The organism is Staphylococcus ratti (genome assembly GCF_020883535.1).
Classification (GTDB): domain Bacteria; phylum Bacillota; class Bacilli; order Staphylococcales; family Staphylococcaceae; genus Staphylococcus; species Staphylococcus ratti.
The window spans coordinates 2189366-2207162 of sequence record NZ_CP086654.1 but is presented as its reverse complement, the minus strand read 5'-3'; the positions used below and the strand labels follow the sequence as shown (position 1 = coordinate 2207162).

The 17797-nt window shown below is 39.2% G+C and carries 13 protein-coding genes; 6 read left to right on the top strand and 7 right to left on the bottom strand.

Annotation, left to right across the window (positions count from 1 at the left end):
- Positions 1-11: 11 nt before the first annotated feature.
- Positions 12-431, bottom strand: a complete 420-nt coding sequence (locus tag LN051_RS10790) for a GNAT family N-acetyltransferase (protein ID WP_229292505.1) — start codon at positions 429-431, stop codon at positions 12-14.
- 141 nt (positions 432-572) lie between these two features.
- Here LN051_RS10790 and LN051_RS10785 point away from each other — a divergent pair, with 141 nt between their 5' ends.
- The 3 genes from LN051_RS10785 (at position 573) to LN051_RS10775 (ending at position 3901) form a co-directional block, all read left to right on the top strand.
- On the top strand, positions 573-1484 hold the full coding sequence (locus tag LN051_RS10785) for a PLP-dependent cysteine synthase family protein (protein ID WP_229292504.1): 912 nt from the start codon (positions 573-575) through the stop codon (positions 1482-1484).
- On the top strand, positions 1477-2628 hold the full coding sequence (locus tag LN051_RS10780; protein ID WP_229292503.1) for a bifunctional cystathionine gamma-lyase/homocysteine desulfhydrase: 1152 nt from the start codon (positions 1477-1479) through the stop codon (positions 2626-2628). The genes LN051_RS10785 and LN051_RS10780 overlap by 8 nt, the downstream gene beginning before the upstream one ends.
- Before the next feature lie 271 nt (positions 2629-2899).
- Positions 2900-3901: a LysM peptidoglycan-binding domain-containing protein gene (locus tag LN051_RS10775; protein ID WP_229292502.1), complete on the top strand. Its 1002-nt coding sequence runs from the start codon at positions 2900-2902 to the stop codon at positions 3899-3901.
- Positions 3902-3978: 77 nt separating this feature from the next.
- Here the strand turns inward: LN051_RS10775 and LN051_RS10770 are convergent, their stop codons facing one another.
- Positions 3979-5226, bottom strand: coding sequence for a YhgE/Pip domain-containing protein (locus LN051_RS10770; RefSeq protein WP_229292501.1), 1248 nt, complete (start codon positions 5224-5226; stop codon positions 3979-3981).
- A 149-nt stretch (positions 5227-5375) separates the two neighbouring features.
- On the opposite strand from LN051_RS10770, the gene LN051_RS10765 reads away from it, so the two are divergent.
- Positions 5376-5996 (top strand): TetR/AcrR family transcriptional regulator, encoded by a 621-nt coding sequence (locus LN051_RS10765; protein ID WP_229292500.1) that lies wholly within the window; start codon positions 5376-5378, stop codon positions 5994-5996.
- Between the two features lie 476 nt (positions 5997-6472).
- Here the strand turns inward: LN051_RS10765 and LN051_RS10760 are convergent, their stop codons facing one another.
- The gene (locus tag LN051_RS10760; protein ID WP_229292499.1) at positions 6473-6748 is read right to left on the bottom strand and encodes a hypothetical protein; all 276 of its coding nucleotides are present in this window, start codon (positions 6746-6748) and stop codon (positions 6473-6475) included.
- Between the two features lie 225 nt (positions 6749-6973).
- Here LN051_RS10760 and isaB point away from each other — a divergent pair, with 225 nt between their 5' ends.
- Positions 6974-7480, top strand: a complete 507-nt coding sequence (gene isaB, locus LN051_RS10755; protein ID WP_229292498.1) for an immunodominant staphylococcal antigen IsaB family protein — start codon at positions 6974-6976, stop codon at positions 7478-7480.
- Between the two features lie 592 nt (positions 7481-8072).
- On the opposite strand, the gene LN051_RS10750 is transcribed toward isaB, so the two are convergent.
- The 4 genes from LN051_RS10750 to gltC are packed head-to-tail and all read right to left on the bottom strand — an operon-like array spanning position 8073 to position 13182.
- Complete coding sequence (locus tag LN051_RS10750) at positions 8073-10340, bottom strand: ATP-binding cassette domain-containing protein (protein WP_229292497.1); 2268 nt, start codon at positions 10338-10340, stop codon at positions 8073-8075.
- A gap of 10 nt (positions 10341-10350) precedes the next feature.
- Positions 10351-11172: a YibE/F family protein gene (locus tag LN051_RS10745; RefSeq protein ID WP_229292496.1), complete on the bottom strand. Its 822-nt coding sequence runs from the start codon at positions 11170-11172 to the stop codon at positions 10351-10353.
- The gene (locus tag LN051_RS10740) at positions 11169-12281 is read right to left on the bottom strand and encodes a YibE/F family protein (RefSeq protein ID WP_229292495.1); all 1113 of its coding nucleotides are present in this window, start codon (positions 12279-12281) and stop codon (positions 11169-11171) included. Before LN051_RS10740 ends, LN051_RS10745 begins: the two co-directional genes overlap by 4 nt.
- Positions 12282-12294: 13 nt before the next feature.
- Positions 12295-13182: a glutamate biosynthesis transcriptional regulator GltC gene (gene gltC / locus LN051_RS10735; RefSeq protein ID WP_229292494.1), complete on the bottom strand. Its 888-nt coding sequence runs from the start codon at positions 13180-13182 to the stop codon at positions 12295-12297.
- A gap of 112 nt (positions 13183-13294) precedes the next feature.
- On the opposite strand from gltC, the gene gltB reads away from it, so the two are divergent.
- Positions 13295-17794 (top strand): glutamate synthase large subunit, encoded by a 4500-nt coding sequence (gene gltB / locus LN051_RS10730; RefSeq protein WP_229292493.1) that lies wholly within the window; start codon positions 13295-13297, stop codon positions 17792-17794.
- Positions 17795-17797: the final 3 nt, after the last annotated feature.

The following is a 17797-nucleotide window of genomic DNA, read 5'->3' as shown; positions in this document are numbered from 1 at the left end:
TGGCGTCACCTCTATTCTAAATATTGAGCTTTAAGCTCTGGCTTGTAATAAATACCCATCCCAGTTTTGAGCTTTTTAAAACCACAACGCTCATAAAAAGATTTATTGCCAAGTGTGCTAATTAAATGGATACAGGAAACTTGGCCAATGGATGAGACCAGTTGATGAACGATACGTTGGCCGATACCTTTATGTTGATGTGAAGGGCGGACAACAACATCATAAATTGCTGCATTAAAGGCACCATCTGATAACGCGCGACCACAACCGACGAGCCAATTTTCTTCATAAACGAATACGATATGCGTGCTCTTATGATAGATGCACGCTATTTTTTCTGGGGTATGTCCGTTCCAACCTACTGATTTATATAATTGAGTAAGTGCTGTGATGTCCGTATCAAGAATATCTGTTTTTAACTGAATACGCATATGTTTCGCTCCTTTTATTTAGTATAACGTATTTTGTTGTTATTTATTATCAGAATAGTGAGAAAGTAATGAGATGATTGAATTAAATCGCTATATATAATATAACTCTTATTTGAAAACTAAGGATTAAAGAGGGATGGTATGGTTTTAAAACAATTGGATTTAATAGGGCACACACCTCTCGTACAATTAGAACATTATAGTACAGAAGATGTGCAAATTTATGCGAAGTTAGAAATGTTTAATCCGGGCGGGAGTATTAAAGACCGTTTAGGAAAACATTTAATCGAGCAAGCGCTAGCTAAAGGGGATGTGAATGTAGGTGGAACGATCGTAGAAGCGACAGCCGGAAACACAGGGATAGGACTGGCGATTGCGGCAAAACCTTACCATATGAACTGTGTCATTTTTGCACCAGAAGGATTTTCAGAAGAAAAAATGGAAATCATGCGTGCCTTAGGTGCAACAATTTATCGCACACCTAAAGCTGAAGGGATGAAAGGCGCACGTCTTAAAGCACAAGCCTATGCTGAAGAACATCGTGCCTTCTATACAAATCAATTTGAGACACAAGAAAACCCAAAAGCTTATCAACATACATTGGCTACTGAAATTCTCCAAGATATATCAGATATTGATTGTTTCGTGGCGGGTGCAGGTTCTGGTGGCACATTTTCTGGAGTGGCAGAACGTTTTAAGCCTTTAGGAATACGATGTGTTGTCGTGGAACCGACAGGCTCTATTTTAAGTGGTCAAGCACCGGGGAAACATGATACTGAAGGTATTGGTGTTGAAGTATGGCCACCATTTTTGAAACGAAAATGGGTAGATGCTGTAGAAGTTGTAACAGATGAACGTGCGTTTCACCATGTAAAAGCACTCGCGCGTTATGAAGGATTGTTAGTCGGCAGTTCCTCAGGTGCAGCACTGGAAGGAGCCTTGCAAACAGCTAAACGATTGAAAAAAGGAAAAATAGTTGTCGTGTTTCCGGATGGAAGCGACCGTTACATGTCTAAAAATATTTTTACGTATGGGGGAATAAAAGATGAATAAAAAAACGTTATTAATCCATGGTGGGCAAACAACAGATCCATATACTGGTGCAGTAACGACACCTATTTATCAAACAAGTACTTACGAACAAGATGAGATTGGTGCATTGCGTCAAGGATATGAATATTCACGTTCGGCCAACCCTACACGAACGTCGCTAGAATCAGTCATTGCTTCACTTGAGCATGGCACACATGGGTTTGCTTTTGGTTCAGGAATGGCTGCGATGAGTGCAGTAATCATGTTGTTGAACCAAGGAGATCACATTATTGTAGGTTCTGACGTGTATGGCGGTACGTATCGTGTTATGACAAAAGTGTTCAATCGATATGGCATAACATTTGATTTTGTGAATACGACGCGTATTGAAAATATAGAAGCACATATTCAAGAAAACACCAAAATGGTATTTATCGAAACACCTTCTAATCCATTGTTACGTGTCACGGATATTCAAGCTGTTAGCCAACTCGCAAAACAACACGGATTACTCACAGTAGTAGATAATACGTTTATGACGCCTTACTATCAAACACCATTAACACTTGGTGCAGATATTGTAGTGCATTCTGCGACGAAATATTTAGGTGGGCATAGTGATGTAGTAGCAGGTCTTGTTGTAGTTCAAGATGAGAAACTCGCAGAACGGGTAGGCTTTATTCAAAATGCGACAGGAGGCATTTTAGGGCCTCAAGATAGTTACTTACTCGTTCGAGGTATAAAAACTTTAGGACTGCGTCTTGACCAAATCGAACGTAACACTTTAGCAATTGTAGAAATGTTGAAACAACATAAAGCTGTCGTGAAAGTTTATCACCCAAGCTTGGAAGATCATTTAAATGCCGATGTTCATCGTCGTCAATCAGAAGGTATGCCAGGGGTAGTATCATTTGAAGTTCAAGATGCAGAAACTGCTAAAAAATTAGTGACTCAAACGCAATATTTTACATTGGCTGAAAGTTTAGGTGCAGTCGAAAGTTTAATCTCAGTGCCTAGTTTAATGACGCATGCATCGATTCCCGCTGATGTCCGTGCAAAAGAAGGCATTGCGGATGGTCTCGTACGTCTTTCATTAGGCATTGAAGACACAGAAGATTTAGTAAATGATTTAGAAAACGCACTGAATGCTACGCTGTCAAAATAAACAAGGTTAAGAGCAAGTTAGGGGCAGGGCGATGAAATCAATAGTTTTTGTTTGTAACATTTTTCTCTCAATTTACAATTAAGAAGATGCTGTTAAACCCTTTTAGAATATAATCCAGAGTGGCAATATTCATTTTAAATGTAAATTAGGTAGATATATTTGTAATAAGAATGTTATATAACGGACATATGTTTTTCTTCTCACTCTGTGTATAATAAATGTGTATATCACTAAAAGTATGACTTATTACATTATTTAGGAGGGGAAGCGCGTGCGTAAAAAATTAATCGCAGCAGTGATTGGGACATCAGCTATAACAGCTGTAGCTGCACATGATGCAGAAGCTGCAACGTACCGTGTTCAAGCAGGCGATTCATTATGGTCAATTGCGAACAAATTTAACATTTCTATCGCTCAACTGAAGTCTTACAACGGTTTGGATTCAAATCTTATTTTTCCAAATCAAGTATTAAAAGTTTCAGGTGACAGAACGTCATCTAATACAACGAGAACAACAAACACAACAACAACGAGTGCTACGTATACAGTACGTAGCGGGGACACTTTATCTTTAATTGCATCACGATATGGGACAACATATCAAAACATTATGAATTTAAATGGGTTAACGAGCACAGTCATTTATCCTGGCCAAACGCTCAAAGTCCGTGGGACAGCGCCAGCAAGACCGTCAACACCAACACCGTCTCCATCGAGACCATCAACGCCTAGAACGGCAACAACGTATACCGTTCAAGCAGGTGATTCATTATCTGCAATCGCTGCACGTTTTGGTACAACATACCAAAATATTATGAACTTAAACGGGTTAACATCATTTTTGATTTTCCCTGGACAAACATTAAAAGTGAGTGGGAATGCAGGATCAGCTTCAACGCCTGTCACACCAGCACCTTCTGGATACTATTCTCCAGTGTTCAACCATTCTAATCTTTACGATTGGGGTCAATGTACATGGCACGTTTTCAACAAACGTTTAGCATCTGGAAAAGGGATTAGCACATATTGGTGGAATGCGAATGCTTGGGATGACAATGCGACACGTGATGGTTATACAATCAACAACCGTCCAGCTGTAGGTTCAATTTTACAAACAGATATGGGTTACTACGGTCACGTAGCTTACGTAGAACGCATTAATCCTGACGGCAGTATTTTAGTTTCAGAAATGAACTACAGCGCAAGCCCAGGTGTACTCACATATCGTACAATTCCTGCATACAGCGTAGCGCAATTCAAATATATTCATTAATCAGTTCACATATAAAAACGGTAATACCTCGGCTGAGAACAAAGTTAGTTCTTTTTGGGGCATTACCGTTTTTTTATTTATGATTTGAATTTTTTAAAATAATAGGCACTCGTAATAGAAATGATGCCAAAAAGGATAAATGCGATAAACATCCATGTGTTGGCGTTTAACGTGAATCCATGGTTAAGATAAATAAGGCGTGTAATTTCAGACGTGTAGTGCTTAAATGGGTTCCAAGGCAAAATATACTGTTGATAAAATTTTGGAACCATTGCAAATGGCAACATCACAGCTTGCATTGAAAAGAACACGAACAATAAAAAGAGCGGTGCAGCGATGATGCCTACCCAAACCATGATGCCTAGGACAAGTAAGGAAAAACCAGCAACAGCTAAACTAATAAATAACGCAGTTGCCAAAGGATTTGGGAAATTGAAATTCAGCACACCATGCAAGAAATAAACATAGGCAAAAGCGCCTAGTGTACTTGCGGCGAAATCAATAAGCAAAGTCAAGCCAGCGAACAGTAGACGTGGCTTTGGATGCGCTGACGTTTTGTTCTTTTTATAGTTAAAGTAAAGTACGACTGCTGTGATCATAGATGCGAGCCAAACAGGCATAAACAGAACCATGCTGGCATTACCATTTGCTTGGTTTGATTTAATAGGATGATAAGCAGTTGATTGTGCTTCTACCGGATGCGCGATCGCATCGAGTTGTTGGGAAGGAATAGATACTTTGTTCTGTGCTAAGGCGTTACTATTTTGTTTGCTGACAGTCGCATTAATACGTTCTGTCATTTGGGTGAGCGCTTGTTGTACTACGCGTCCTAATTGACCTTGTCCGCCTTCGTCATAATAGGTTGCCATTGTTGCTTTCTCGATTTGTGGTATTTTCGGTGCTTGTTGTTGTAATTGTGCCGCCATTTGAGGCGGTATTTCTCCAGATGCTACTTTTGTAGCCATTTCTTGTTGCTTGTCTTTCATAATAATGGACTGAGCAGGACTTAATGCATGCGCACTAAAGTGTTTATCAATGACGATCGCACCGGCGTACGTGCCATTTTTCACTTGTTTTATTGCTTCAGCTTCACTGCTAACTTTATGCCAATCCAAAGTGCTTTGATCATTTTCCATCATTTTTTGTTCAATTTGTTTTCCGATTTCGATCTTTTTACCTTGGACTTCTGTCCCTTTATCTAAGTTGACTATTGCCATAGGAATATCATGAGGTTTAGGATTATAAGCTGGATAAAATGCCGTAGCAAAGATTAATAATATCAGTGTTGTGATTAAGGGTACAACCCAAATGCGTTTATTTTTCAATTGGAATCACTCCTTTTATACAACGGTATGTTGTTTAATTGTCATAATGTTATTATAAAGAGAGAGAAAATAGAAACAATACGCAATGTATAAACATCTATTGCTTAAGCAACAAATTTGATGTGAATGTTGGGAAAGTAGGGTTGATTATGGCAGATCGTCGCGTACGAAAAACACAAGCAGCGATAAAAACGGCGCTAATTACATTATTAAAAACAAAGGAATTTGAGCAAATAACGATTCAACACATTGCAGACGAAGCGGATATTAATAGGGCAACATTTTATCAGCATTACTTAGATAAATATGATTTGTTGGATAAAATTGAAGATGAAGTTTTATTACGGTTACAACAAAATTTCCAAAGTTATGCAGAAAATATTTTGACAACATTAAAAGAAGAGCGAGAAGCGCACTTAGTGGCACTGTATAAAGGTATTTTAGAAATTATATCAGCGGATATCGTACGGTACCAAGTGTTGCTCAATATACATCGTAATGGAGAAATGGAGCAAAAAATAGGACAGACCATTTCTGGAAATTTAAGGAGTATTTTTCCAGAAGCAGAGACCATTAATGGTGTTCCGTTTCGCTATTTTCATGCGTATATCGTAGGAAGTATGTTTGCGGTAATAAAAACGTGGATTTTAGATGAGGCGCGTCCATCTGTCGATGAGCAAGCACAATATATTTTCCAATTGTTGTATCAAGGTCCATGGCAAAATATACTTAACGAAAGTCAAGAGGGAGCGGGACAGAAATCTATTTGATTTCGTTGTCCCGCCCCGACAAGGCTGGCTAGGGTTGAAATGAGCTATTAAGCGAAAATTCAATTCAGACAGCTACTGTGCTTATTAAAAGTTAGCATCTCAATATAGAAGCGGGACAGAAATCGATTTGATTTCGTAGTCCCGCCCCGACAAGGCTGGCTAGGGTTGAAATGAGCTATTAAGCGAAAATTCAATCCAGCCAGCAACTGTGCTTTTTGAAAGATACCATCTCAATATAGAAGCGGGACAGAAATCGATTTGATTTCGTAGTCCCGCCCCGACAAGGCTGGCTAGGGTTGAAATGAGCTATTAAGCGAAAATTCAATCCAGCCAGCAACTGTGCTTTTTGAAAGATACCATCTCAATACAGAAGCGGGACAGAAATCGATTTGATTTCGTAGTCCCGCCCTCCTTTAAGGTTGAAAGCGCGTTTTACTTTAAACATGTAGCGCGGTCAACACAATATAAAACAACGTTTATGAAGTCGCTTTGATTGATTTATAACGCTCGAACGATGCTTTTAATTGACGTCCTAATGATACTAAAGACCATACTTTTGCAATTTTACTTTTAGCACCGAATGTGAGATAGAAGTCAAGCAACATATCGCCTACGCCAATACCTAATGACAAGTAGCTTAATTGCTTGTTTTTGTTTTGGAAGTTAGAAGCGTTGTATGAGTCAATTGCGACTGTCGCACTTGAAAGTACAAATGAAACTGCACTTAACGTTGAGTTGTCTTTTTTAGCCATAATCATTCTCCTTATAAATACGTAGTCTTTGTAATAGTATAACATGTCGATATAGAATGTCATCTTTAACGGAATTCCGTCTCTAGTAGTATACCCACATACGTCTAATTTATGAGATAAAAATAGATGATATTGATAGAGGCTTTTGTTAGAATGAGTTCATAATAATAAGGGAATGTTTTTATAATGATTTAAAATTATAAAAACGATAAGGAGTATTTGAAAATGAAAAACATCACAAAAACATTATTAGTGACTGGATTATCTGTTGGTTTATTAGTCGGTGCTACTGGCGCTTCAGGACAAAGTTTCGACAATGCTCATGCAGCAACAGCACACCAAACACCTTATTATACGTATAACGGACAATTTAACATTCCGAACAACAACGCTTTAGATGACAACAACTTTTATCGAGGATTAAAAGCAGATCATTTCATTTTTAATGGTTTAAAAGTGGGAGAAGTTACAAAAGCAGACGTTTTTAAAAATTTAGGTTCTGGTTTTAAAAGATATTATGGTGAAAAAGACTTAACATTTTATGAAAAAAATGGCATTATTGTAGGGTTTGACCATAAGGGTAAACTTGTCAATTTGACGTTACGTATTAACCATATTAAAAATAGTGCCAAGTTAATTGAAAAGCACGTGAAAAAAGGCGAAATTTACAATACTAAAACAACACAAGTTGCTTTTTATCCAGGCAACACAATTGTTATAAAAGCAAAATAAATTGTTTAATTATAAAGATGGGGGCGGGACAACGAAATCAAATAGATTTCTGTCCCGCTTCTATAATGAGAAGGTAACTGCTAAAAAGTCACAGTAGCTGTCTGGATTGAAAATTCGCTTAAGGCTCATTTCAACCCTAGTCAGCCTTGTGGGGGTGGGACGACGAAATCAAATAGATTTCTGTCCCGCTTCTATAATGAGAAGGTAACTGCTAAAAAGTCACAGTAGCTGTCTGGATTGAAAATTCGCTTAAGGCTCATTTCAACCCTAGTCAGCCTTGTGGGGGCGGGACAACGAAATCAAATAGATTTCTGTCCCGCTTCTATAATGAGAAGGTAACTGCTAAAAAGTCACAGTAGCTGTCTGGATTGAAATTTCGCTTAAAAACTAATTTCAACCCTAGTCAGCCTTGTGGGGGCGGGACAACGAAATCAAATAGATTTCTGTCCCGCTTCTATAATGAGAAGGTAACTGCTAAAAAGTCACAGTAGCTGTCTGGATTGAAATTTCGCTTAAAAACTAATTTCAACCCTAGTCAGCCTTGTGGGGGCGGGACAACGAAATCAAATAGATTTCTGTCCCGCTCCCTGTTTTATTCTGTTGGTTTGATGTAACGTGCAAGATGTTTAGCGGTTACTGATTCTGGGACGTCTAAAAGGGCATTAGGAGGGCCGCTGTACAGAATGTGACCACCTTTCGTTCCGGCGCCTGGACCAACGTCTACGATCCAATCGGCTTGTGTCATCATTGTAAGGTTGTGTTCGATAAGTATGACAGTGTTCCCTTCAGCAATCAATTGTTCGAAACGTGCCTGTAAAATAGGAATATCATCTTCATGTAATCCTGTTGTAGGTTCGTCGAAAACAAAAATCTTCTGCGTCACTTTTTCAGTGAGGTAACGACTAAGTTTGACACGTTGAATTTCTCCGCCTGAGAGGGTATCTAAAGATTGGCCAAGTGTCATGTAGTAAAGCCCTGTAGATTGTAAAGCTTTTAAACGTGAGAGAATAGTCTCTTCGTTTTTGAATAGGTCAATTGCTTCTTCCACGGTCAATGCCAATATATCTGCAATAGAATTTCCGTCTACTTTTGCTTCTAAAACTTCTTGTTTATAACGTGTACCGCCACAAACTTCACAAACTTGAGAAAAGTCCGGCATAAATGCTAATTCGGTTTTTAATACACCCTTACCATTACAGTTTAGGCATGCGCCTTCTGAATTATAGCTAAACATGCTCTTTTTTAGGCCTGTTGCTTTGCTGAAAAAGGTACGGACGTCATCAAACACATCCATGTATGTTAGTAAGTTAGAACGTTGGGATGCATGCACAGGTTTTTGATCTATAAAAATAGTATCTCTTCGGTGTTCAAACCCTGCTTTAATAAGCGAACTTTTCCCAGATCCTGCTACGCCCGTTAATACGGATAGCGCTTGCTTTGGAAGTTGAACGGATACGTTGTGTAAATTGTTGCGTGTAATATTTTCTAATTTGAACCAATGGTCGTAATCAGAAGAGACGTTCGGTTTGAGTTGGTGGCATCGTGTCAATGCTTTACCCGTGTCTGTTGATGAGGATAACAGTGCAGGGTAGGTCCCTTCGAATGTAACTTCTCCACCATTTTTACCAGCACCAGGTCCGATGTCAATAATGTGATCTGCGATTTTGATAACATCTGGATCGTGTTCGACGATAATGACGCTATTCCCTTTGTCGCGAATATTCAACATAATTTGATTAATTTTCTCTATATCTTCAGGATGTAACCCCACACTAGGTTCATCGATAATATAGACTAAGTCGGTAAGTGGACTGTTTAAATGACGAATCAGTTTGATACGTTGAGATTCCCCACCTGAAAGCGTCGTCGTTTCGCGTCCTAACGTTAAATAATTTAAACCAATATAGTTTAACGCTTCTAATTGTTTGAGCAAGGGTTTGATGATGAACGCCGCTTTCTCACTACGGATTGCTTTAAGAAAAGGGAGTGTTTCTTCAATCGTTAATGCGGTAAATTCTGCGATATTCATCCCATTGATTTTACAGCTAAGCACTTTAGCATTTAAACGTTGTCCTTTACATGTCGGACATTGATGTGTCGTTACGACACGTTGGACATCTTTTAAAAATCGTTTTTTCTCAAAATTATCGTTAATTAAAAAGGAACGTCGAAAACGATGAATCAATCCTTCAAACTTTGCTGTTCTCGGCCAATTTGAAGGCGGATTTTTAAGTGTTGTAGGTTCTGTATATAAAAATGTGTGCATTTCATCTTCTGTATAATCTTTAAGCTTTTTGTCATTATCAAATAAGCCGGAATAGCGGTAACGTTTACCGCGCCAACTGTCCGGTTTAAATGAAGGGAAATTAATAGCGCCTTCGTTTAATGATTTTTCATAATCCAACAGTTCGTTTAAATCGATATCTTCAACGTAACCTAGCCCTTGGCATGTTTCGCACATACCATTCGGATTATTAAAGGAGAAAACATCAGAATAACCGACAAAAGGCTCGCCGATACGTGACCACAATAAACGTACAGAAGCGTAAATGTCCGAAATGGTTCCTACTGTGGAACGCGAATTGCCTCCGAGACGCTTTTGATTAATGACCATCGCGACGGGTAAGTTTTCAATTTGATCGACGTCAGGTTTGTCGTATTGTGTCAGTTGATGTTGAATATAACTCGAATATGTTTCATTTAACAGTCGCTCAGATTCAGCAGCGACAGTGCTAAATACGAGGGAAGACTTACCTGACCCTGAACGCCCTGTCACGACAGTTAATTGATGTTTAGGAATTGAAACGGTTAAGTTTTTTAAATTATTTTGGCGTGCGCCACGAATACGTATATGCGTCATGTCATTCACCTCATTGTTTCTTTACCCTAAAGTCCGATGTAGATGCGTCTAAACGATTCGCTTTTAAATTAAAAGGTAGACGTTCGTGATGTTGAATGAGCCAAGCAGTGATGGCTGCAGTAATCGGAATACAAATCGCAATCGCAATACCACCAAGTAAAATGGTTATTAATTCTTGCACGAACAACTTCGCATTAATTAAACGACCAAATCGATAATGTAAATTAAAGAACCAAAAAACCAGGGTCATTGAACCACCAATAAACGCGAGGTAGATGGTATTTGCAGAAGTGGCTAATATTTCACGTCCTACGCGCATACCTGATTCAAAAAGTGTTTTTGATGATAATGTTGGGTTGGTTGCATAAAGCTCGTACATCGGTGAACTGATGGTAATAGCCAAATCGATGACAGCCGCAATGACCGCAAGAATAACGACAAAAATCATAAATTGTTCCATGTCGATACCGATATTCATAGAAAAAATATACGTTTCATCTTGTTCTTCTTGTGTAAAGCCTTGAAGATGACCGAGATGAACTGAAAAATAAATGGCTCCGAGCATAATCACGGTTGTAACGAAACTTGAAATAAAAGCTGCAAATGTTTTAATATTGAAGCCGTTTAAAGCGAATAAGTTAATCGCAGCAACTACAATACAAAAGATGAGAGTGACAATGTAAATGGGTACGCCGAAAATAATGATGATAATCGTAATCACTAAAAGTATAAAGTTTAAAAATAAAGTTCCAAAGGCGATAGCGCCGGATTTCCCACCAAATATCACCATTAATAGAAATAAAATAAGGGCTAAAATAACAACAGCATTCATCGCATTTCACCACCTTGCCAACGATGCCAAAGTTGCATCAATGCAATTGTGATAGGAATGGTAAGAACAATGCCAATGCCTCCAGTAATGGCACGTGCAATTTCTAAAGACCAATTCATCGAAATACTATAAGTTAGCGTATTGGCATTTTTTAAATAGAGCAATAACATTGGGAGGCCTCCTGCTAAATAGGAAAAAAGCAGAATATTTGTCATCGTTCCCATGATGTCACGTCCAATATTACGTCCTGCAATCATCCAACGTGTGCGTGAAATATGGGGTGACCGTTGAATGATTTCGTGCATACCACTTGAGATAGTAATGGCTACATCCATTACGGCACCGAGTGTGCCCACCATAACAGAGGCTAAGAAAATGGTGTGCGGTGGTAATGTTAAAAAGCTCATCGTTTCGTATTTGATGCCTTGAGCGTGTGTGAGCATAATGACTGCCCAAGCAATGCCGACGCATAGCCAAGTGCCTATAAGTGTACTTGCAATCGTAACAAGTGTGCGTTTGTTCCAACCGATGACGAGCCAAAGGGTAATCGAAGTAGCAATCAATACGGCGATGCTCATCACACTAAATAAGTTTAACTGTGTATGTGTATTGTATATGCCGATGGCGACTAAAATGGCTACCGTATTTAAAATGAGCGATAAAATCGATTGTATGCCTACACGTTGTCCAATAATAAGCAAGGCAATAAAAAAGACACTCAGCACGATAGCAATTAATGTATCGCGCTTTTTCTCTTGAATAAAATGATCTTGTGCATGCTTGCCGATATGTAGTAAGACTTGATCGCCGGGTTTGTAAGCTTGTTCTTCTGTTTTAGATTGGTTATACAGATGATGAACCGTAAGCGTTTTACCAGCATCTTTCGTATTGAGTAATTGGACTTTCAGTTCATCTGTTATTTTAATATCTTTATTATGATGTTCATCGATAGAAGTTTTTGGGTGATGTTTTGAAACTTCTATTACTTTTCCAATGGGAGACGCATAAAAACGTGCATTAAAAAAAGTAAAGGTAATCGTAGCAATGGCTAAAATAATGCTGACTAAGAGCACCAAACCAAAGGAACGATTTTTATTAAAACGTTTCATATTGTATCTCCTTTTAATGATAAGTTGAATGTTGTTGCAAATGTGAAGTTAACATCGCAATAATGTCATGTTGTGCGGGTTTATCATTTTCTTTGCGATAAACGAGCGAAACGGTTTTTTTCAAATCAAGATGGGACAAAGATATTTTTGTCCATTGATGTGTATGACTATATAGATTTATATAAGATGGTGCAATTACAAAGCCTTTTTCATGTTGCAAAATAAAACGTGCAAATGGCGTAGAATTGCAACGATAGACCGGTAAGTGTGCTTGTGTTTCAATGCGTATTTTAAAGTCTTCTACTACAGGCTCGTGAATATATAATTGATGTTTTAAGATATGTGATAATGGAGGATTTGGAACAGTCATTAATGGATGGTGTGACGGTCCACACAAAACATAAGTTTCTTCAAATAAAGGTTGTATAGTGTAAAGCGTATCATTGATATTGGCATTTGTGATAGCAATATCAATTTCATTAGTATCTAGTGCTTGTTTTATTGCGTTTGGCGCAAGTAATGTTGGAACAAGTGAAATTTCAAGTTCGGATTCGATTTTGTCTAAAACTTGAGGCAAAATTTGACCTATCGCTCCATCGACATAGCCGATGGTAATGGTACTGGAACGTATTTCTTGGTGCGTTTGAAAAAAGGCTAAAGTTTGTTCGACTTGCTCTAAAATGGGTAGTGCGGTTTGAAGGAGATGTTTTCCTTCTGTAGTTAAACACACATTGCGTCCTTTTCGGTGAAATAGCGCAGTGCCTAATTCATTTTCTAGATTGCTAATATGTCGACTAATGGCCGATTGCGCGACATTCAATTCTAGAGCTGCTTCTGAAATGTGTTCACGTTTGGCCACTTCTATAAAATATTTGAGTTGTTTTAATTCCAATAGACTCACCTCATTTGTTTTATATTATCTCAAATTGAGATGATTTTCATCTCAATTATATATTGATGTGATAAATGACCTTCTATATAGTTGAATGTATTACTGGAAGGAGGTGTCAGAAATGTCTAACAATTCGTCGATTTTTCAAAAAGGACTCTATGACTCACGTGACGAACACGATGCGTGTGGTATCGGTTTTTATGCCAATATGGATAATAAACGCTCACATCGTATTGTCGAAAAATCATTAGAGATGTTACGCAGACTTGATCATCGAGGTGGGATTGGTGCAGATGGTATAACTGGTGACGGTGCTGGTATTATGACGGAAATCCCGTATACGTATTTTGAGTCGCACGTGCCGTTCGACCTCCCGCAAGAAGGGGCTTATGCGGTGGGGATGTATTTTACTAACCAAGACATTTCTGATTCAGCACATGCACATGTGATGGCAGACATTTTTAAGTCTGAAGGATTGGTATTGCTTGGGTTTCGTGATGTACCTGTCGATGTGACGTGTTTGGCATCGCATGTGGTTGAAACAATGCCAAAGATTCAACAAATGTTTATTGCGAATCAAAACGCCTCGCAATTTGACCGTGCGTTGTATTTAGCGCGTAAACAAATTGAACAGTATAGTACGAAGGCACAACTCAATCTTTATTTTACGAGTTTATCTCGCCGTACGATCGTTTATAAAGGTTGGTTGCGTTCCGATCAAATCAAAAAGGTATATTTAGATCTTCAACATGAAGCTTATGTTTCTAAATTTGGTTCTGTACATTCACGCTTTAGTACAAATACGTTTCCGAGTTGGGAGCGTGCACATCCGAATCGTTTATTAATGCATAATGGAGAAATTAATACAATTCAAGGCAATGTCAATTGGATGCGTGCACGTCAACGTCGTTTAATCGAAACGGTATTTGGTCATGAAGCGTCAAAAGTACACGGTATTTTAGATGAATCTGGAAGCGATTCAGCTATCGTAGACAACGCGCTAGAATTTTTAAGTTTGGCAATGCCACCGGAACAAGCGGCAATGTTACTTATTCCTGAGCCGTGGTTGTATAACGAAAGTAATGATGCCAATGTACGCGCATTTTATGAGTTTTATAGTTATCTAATGGAGCCGTGGGATGGCCCAACAATGATTTCATTTTGCGATGGGGATAAATTAGGTGCTTTAACAGATCGTAACGGCTTGCGACCCGGGCGCTATACCATTACGCAAGATAATGAAATCATCTTCTCGTCAGAAGTAGGTGTAGTGGATGTAGATGAAGCGGATGTTGCGTATAAAGGACAGTTGAATCCAGGAAAATTATTGCTTGTGGACTTTTATAAAAATAAAGTCATTGGCAATGAAGCATTAAAACAATCGATTGCGAATCACTATCCTTATCAGTATTGGTTAGAACATGAACGTCTAAAGTTAGACCTAGAATCGATTTCATATGAGCCGTCTACGTTATCTGATGACGATGCTTTTCGTCAACAACAGCGCTTTGGCTACACTAAAGAAGAGATTGATAAATATTTAACAGAACTGATGACAGGTGGAAAAGACCCAATTGGTGCAATGGGGTATGATGCGCCACTTGCAGTTTTAAATCACCAACCGGAATCGCTGTTCAATTATTTCAAACAACTTTTTGCGCAAGTGACTAATCCACCTATAGACGCTTATCGCGAAAAAGTGGTGACTAGTGAATTGACTTATTTAGGTGGCGAAGGCCAACTCTTAAAGCCAGGTCCAGATGCATTAAAGCGTGTCCAACTTGACCATCCGGTTTTGACAGAACAACAACTGCAGTACATTGCTTCTGAGGCATTAACAACAGCTTATTTTTCAACGGAATATCAACAAAGCTTAAAAGAGGCGCTAAACAACTTAGGGGAAGCTGTTATCGAAGCTGTACAACAAGGGGTAGAAGTTGTTGTTTTAGAAGATCGTTCGGTTTTAGAAGAAACAGCGTATGCCATGCCGATGTTGCTTGCGGTGAGTCACATTCATCAATTGCTTATACGTCACGATTTACGTATGCAAACGAGTATTGTAGCGATGTCTGGGGAAATGCGTGAGGTTCATCATCTTGCGTGTTTAGTAGGTTACGGTGCGAATGCTGTCGTACCATATCTTGCGCAAAAAACCATCGCTAAGTTAACGGAACAAGATCGTATTCAAGGGGAAGTGGCGTCTAATGTCGCGCGACTGAATACGACTTTTTCTGAAGGTTTGATTAAAGTGATGGCTAAAATGGGCATTTCAACTGTCCAAAGTTATCATGGGGCACAAATTTTTGAAGCAATAGGCCTAAGTGATGAGGTCATTGACACATATTTCCCTGGAACGCCCTCAAAGCTATCTGGGATTTCAATCGATACAATTGATGTTGAAAATCGGCGTCGACAGTCATTTGACAAAGCGCATCTAGAACCAGGAAGTACATTTCAGTGGCGTCAACAAGGTCAGTATCATACGTTTAATCCGATGACGATTCAATTATTACAACACGCGTGCCGTGACAATGATTACGCAAAGTTCAAACAATTTTCGGAGATAGCGAATCATCATACGACGAGTCATTTGCGTGATTTATTTGAGTTCAAAACACGACAAAGTATTTCGTTAAACGAAGTGGAGCCCGTTACAGAAATTGTTAAACGTTTCAAAACAGGTGCAATGAGCTATGGCTCTATTTCTCAAGAAGCACATCAAACACTTGCAGAAGCGATGAATCGCATTGGCGGAAAAAGTAATAGTGGTGAAGGTGGCGAAGCGCTAGAACGCTATGAATTGAGCCAAGAAGGTTCAGACTACAAAAGTGCAATTAAACAAGTTGCTTCCGGTCGTTTCGGTGTGACGAGTTATTATTTACAACATGCGAAAGAGATTCAAATTAAAGTGGCACAAGGTGCGAAACCGGGTGAAGGGGGACAATTGCCTGGCAAAAAAGTGTATCCTTGGATTGCAGAAGTAAGGGGATCGACACCGGGAATCGGTTTGATTTCACCACCACCGCATCACGATATTTACTCGATAGAAGACTTGGCGCAATTGATTCACGATTTGAAAAATGTGAATCGTCAAGCTGATATTACCGTCAAATTGGTTTCTAAATCTGGTGTAGGAACGATCGCAGCAGGTGTAGCGAAGGCGTGCGCTGATAAAATCGTAATTTCAGGCTACGATGGCGGTACAGGTGCTTCTCCTAAAACGAGTATTCAGCATGCTGGATTGCCATGGGAATTAGGTTTAGCTGAGACACATCAAACATTAATGTTAAATGGTTTACGTTCGCGCGTGCGTCTTGAAACAGATGGTAAATTACTGACTGGGCGAGATATCGCCTATGCGGCAATGTTAGGCGCTGAAGAATTTGGTTTTGCAACGGCCCCGCTTGTTGTTTTAGGATGTGTCATGATGCGCGTTTGTCATAAAGATACTTGTCCGGTGGGTATTGCTACACAAAATGGAGATTTACGTGCCCTTTTTACAGGAAAAGCAGACCACGTTGTGAACTACATGCATTTTGTGGCCGAAGAATTACGTGAAATTTTGGCGACACTTGGTTTACGCACTGTAGATGAACTTGTGGGGAGAACCGATTTATTGGAAGCTTCTCAAGCAATGCGTCACCACCCAAAAGCACGTGAGTTAAATGTCGCTAAATTATTGCACCAAAATGAAGGTGAGCGTACGAAGCAGATTGAGCAGCAACATGGCCTTGACCATAGTTTTGACTTAACAATGCTATGGCCCGCTGCAAAACAAGCGATTTTAGCGGGGACTCCTTTTAAAGGGACGTTCAAAATCTGCAATGAACAGCGTAATGTAGGCGTAATCACAGGCAGCGAAATTACACAACGTTATGGCTTAGAAGGATTGCCACCGAATACGATAATGGCTTATACGACAGGACACGCCGGTCAAAGTTTAGGTGCTTGGATGCCTCGAGGGCTAACGGTACATCATACGGGTGATGCTAATGATTACGTTGGAAAAGGATTGTCAGGCGGACAAGTCATTGTCAATGCGCCTAATGAAGCGCGTGAAGATGAAATTATCGTTGGTAACGTTTGTTTTTACGGCGCGACAAGCGGGACAGCCTATATTAATGGACGTGCAGGAGAACGTTTCTGCATTCGTAATAGTGGTGCGCATGTCGTCGTTGAAGGTATCGGTGACCACGGTTTAGAGTATATGACAGGTGGCCGTGTCGTCATTTTAGGTGATGTGGGTAACAATTTTGGCCAAGGTATGAGTGGTGGTGTAAGCTATATTTTTCCAACATGTGTAGATGAATTTAAAACGACACACTTCTTAGAGACTTTAGATTTTGATGAGGTTACAGATGCAAAAGAATGTGACATGTTAAAGCAAATGTTAATGAAACACGTTCGCTATACACAAAGCCAAAAAGCGCAGCGCATTTTAGATGGTTTTGAGAAACATGTAACGCAATGTGTCAAAGTAATTCCTAAAGACTATAAACAAATGATGCATAAAATTTATCATTTTGAACGTCAACAAGAACATAAAGACGCATTGCTTTCCGCATTTAATGACCACACAGATGACGCTCTATGGACAGATAAGTCTATGACGGTTTACTAAGGA

Coding starts and splice junctions, on each gene's coding strand:
- LN051_RS10780 (WP_229292503.1), top strand. CDS start 1,477: ATGAATAAAAAAACGTTATTAATCCATGGTGGGCAAACAACAGATCCA.
- LN051_RS10790 (WP_229292505.1), bottom strand. CDS start 431: ATGCGTATTCAGTTAAAAACAGATATTCTTGATACGGACATCACAGCA.
- gltB (WP_229292493.1), top strand. CDS start 13,295: ATGTCTAACAATTCGTCGATTTTTCAAAAAGGACTCTATGACTCACGT.
- LN051_RS10750 (WP_229292497.1), bottom strand. CDS start 10,340: ATGACGCATATACGTATTCGTGGCGCACGCCAAAATAATTTAAAAAAC.
- LN051_RS10740 (WP_229292495.1), bottom strand. CDS start 12,281: ATGAAACGTTTTAATAAAAATCGTTCCTTTGGTTTGGTGCTCTTAGTC.
- LN051_RS10785 (WP_229292504.1), top strand. CDS start 573: ATGGTTTTAAAACAATTGGATTTAATAGGGCACACACCTCTCGTACAA.
- LN051_RS10765 (WP_229292500.1), top strand. CDS start 5,376: ATGGCAGATCGTCGCGTACGAAAAACACAAGCAGCGATAAAAACGGCG.
- isaB (WP_229292498.1), top strand. CDS start 6,974: ATGAAAAACATCACAAAAACATTATTAGTGACTGGATTATCTGTTGGT.
- LN051_RS10760 (WP_229292499.1), bottom strand. CDS start 6,748: ATGGCTAAAAAAGACAACTCAACGTTAAGTGCAGTTTCATTTGTACTT.
- LN051_RS10745 (WP_229292496.1), bottom strand. CDS start 11,172: ATGAATGCTGTTGTTATTTTAGCCCTTATTTTATTTCTATTAATGGTG.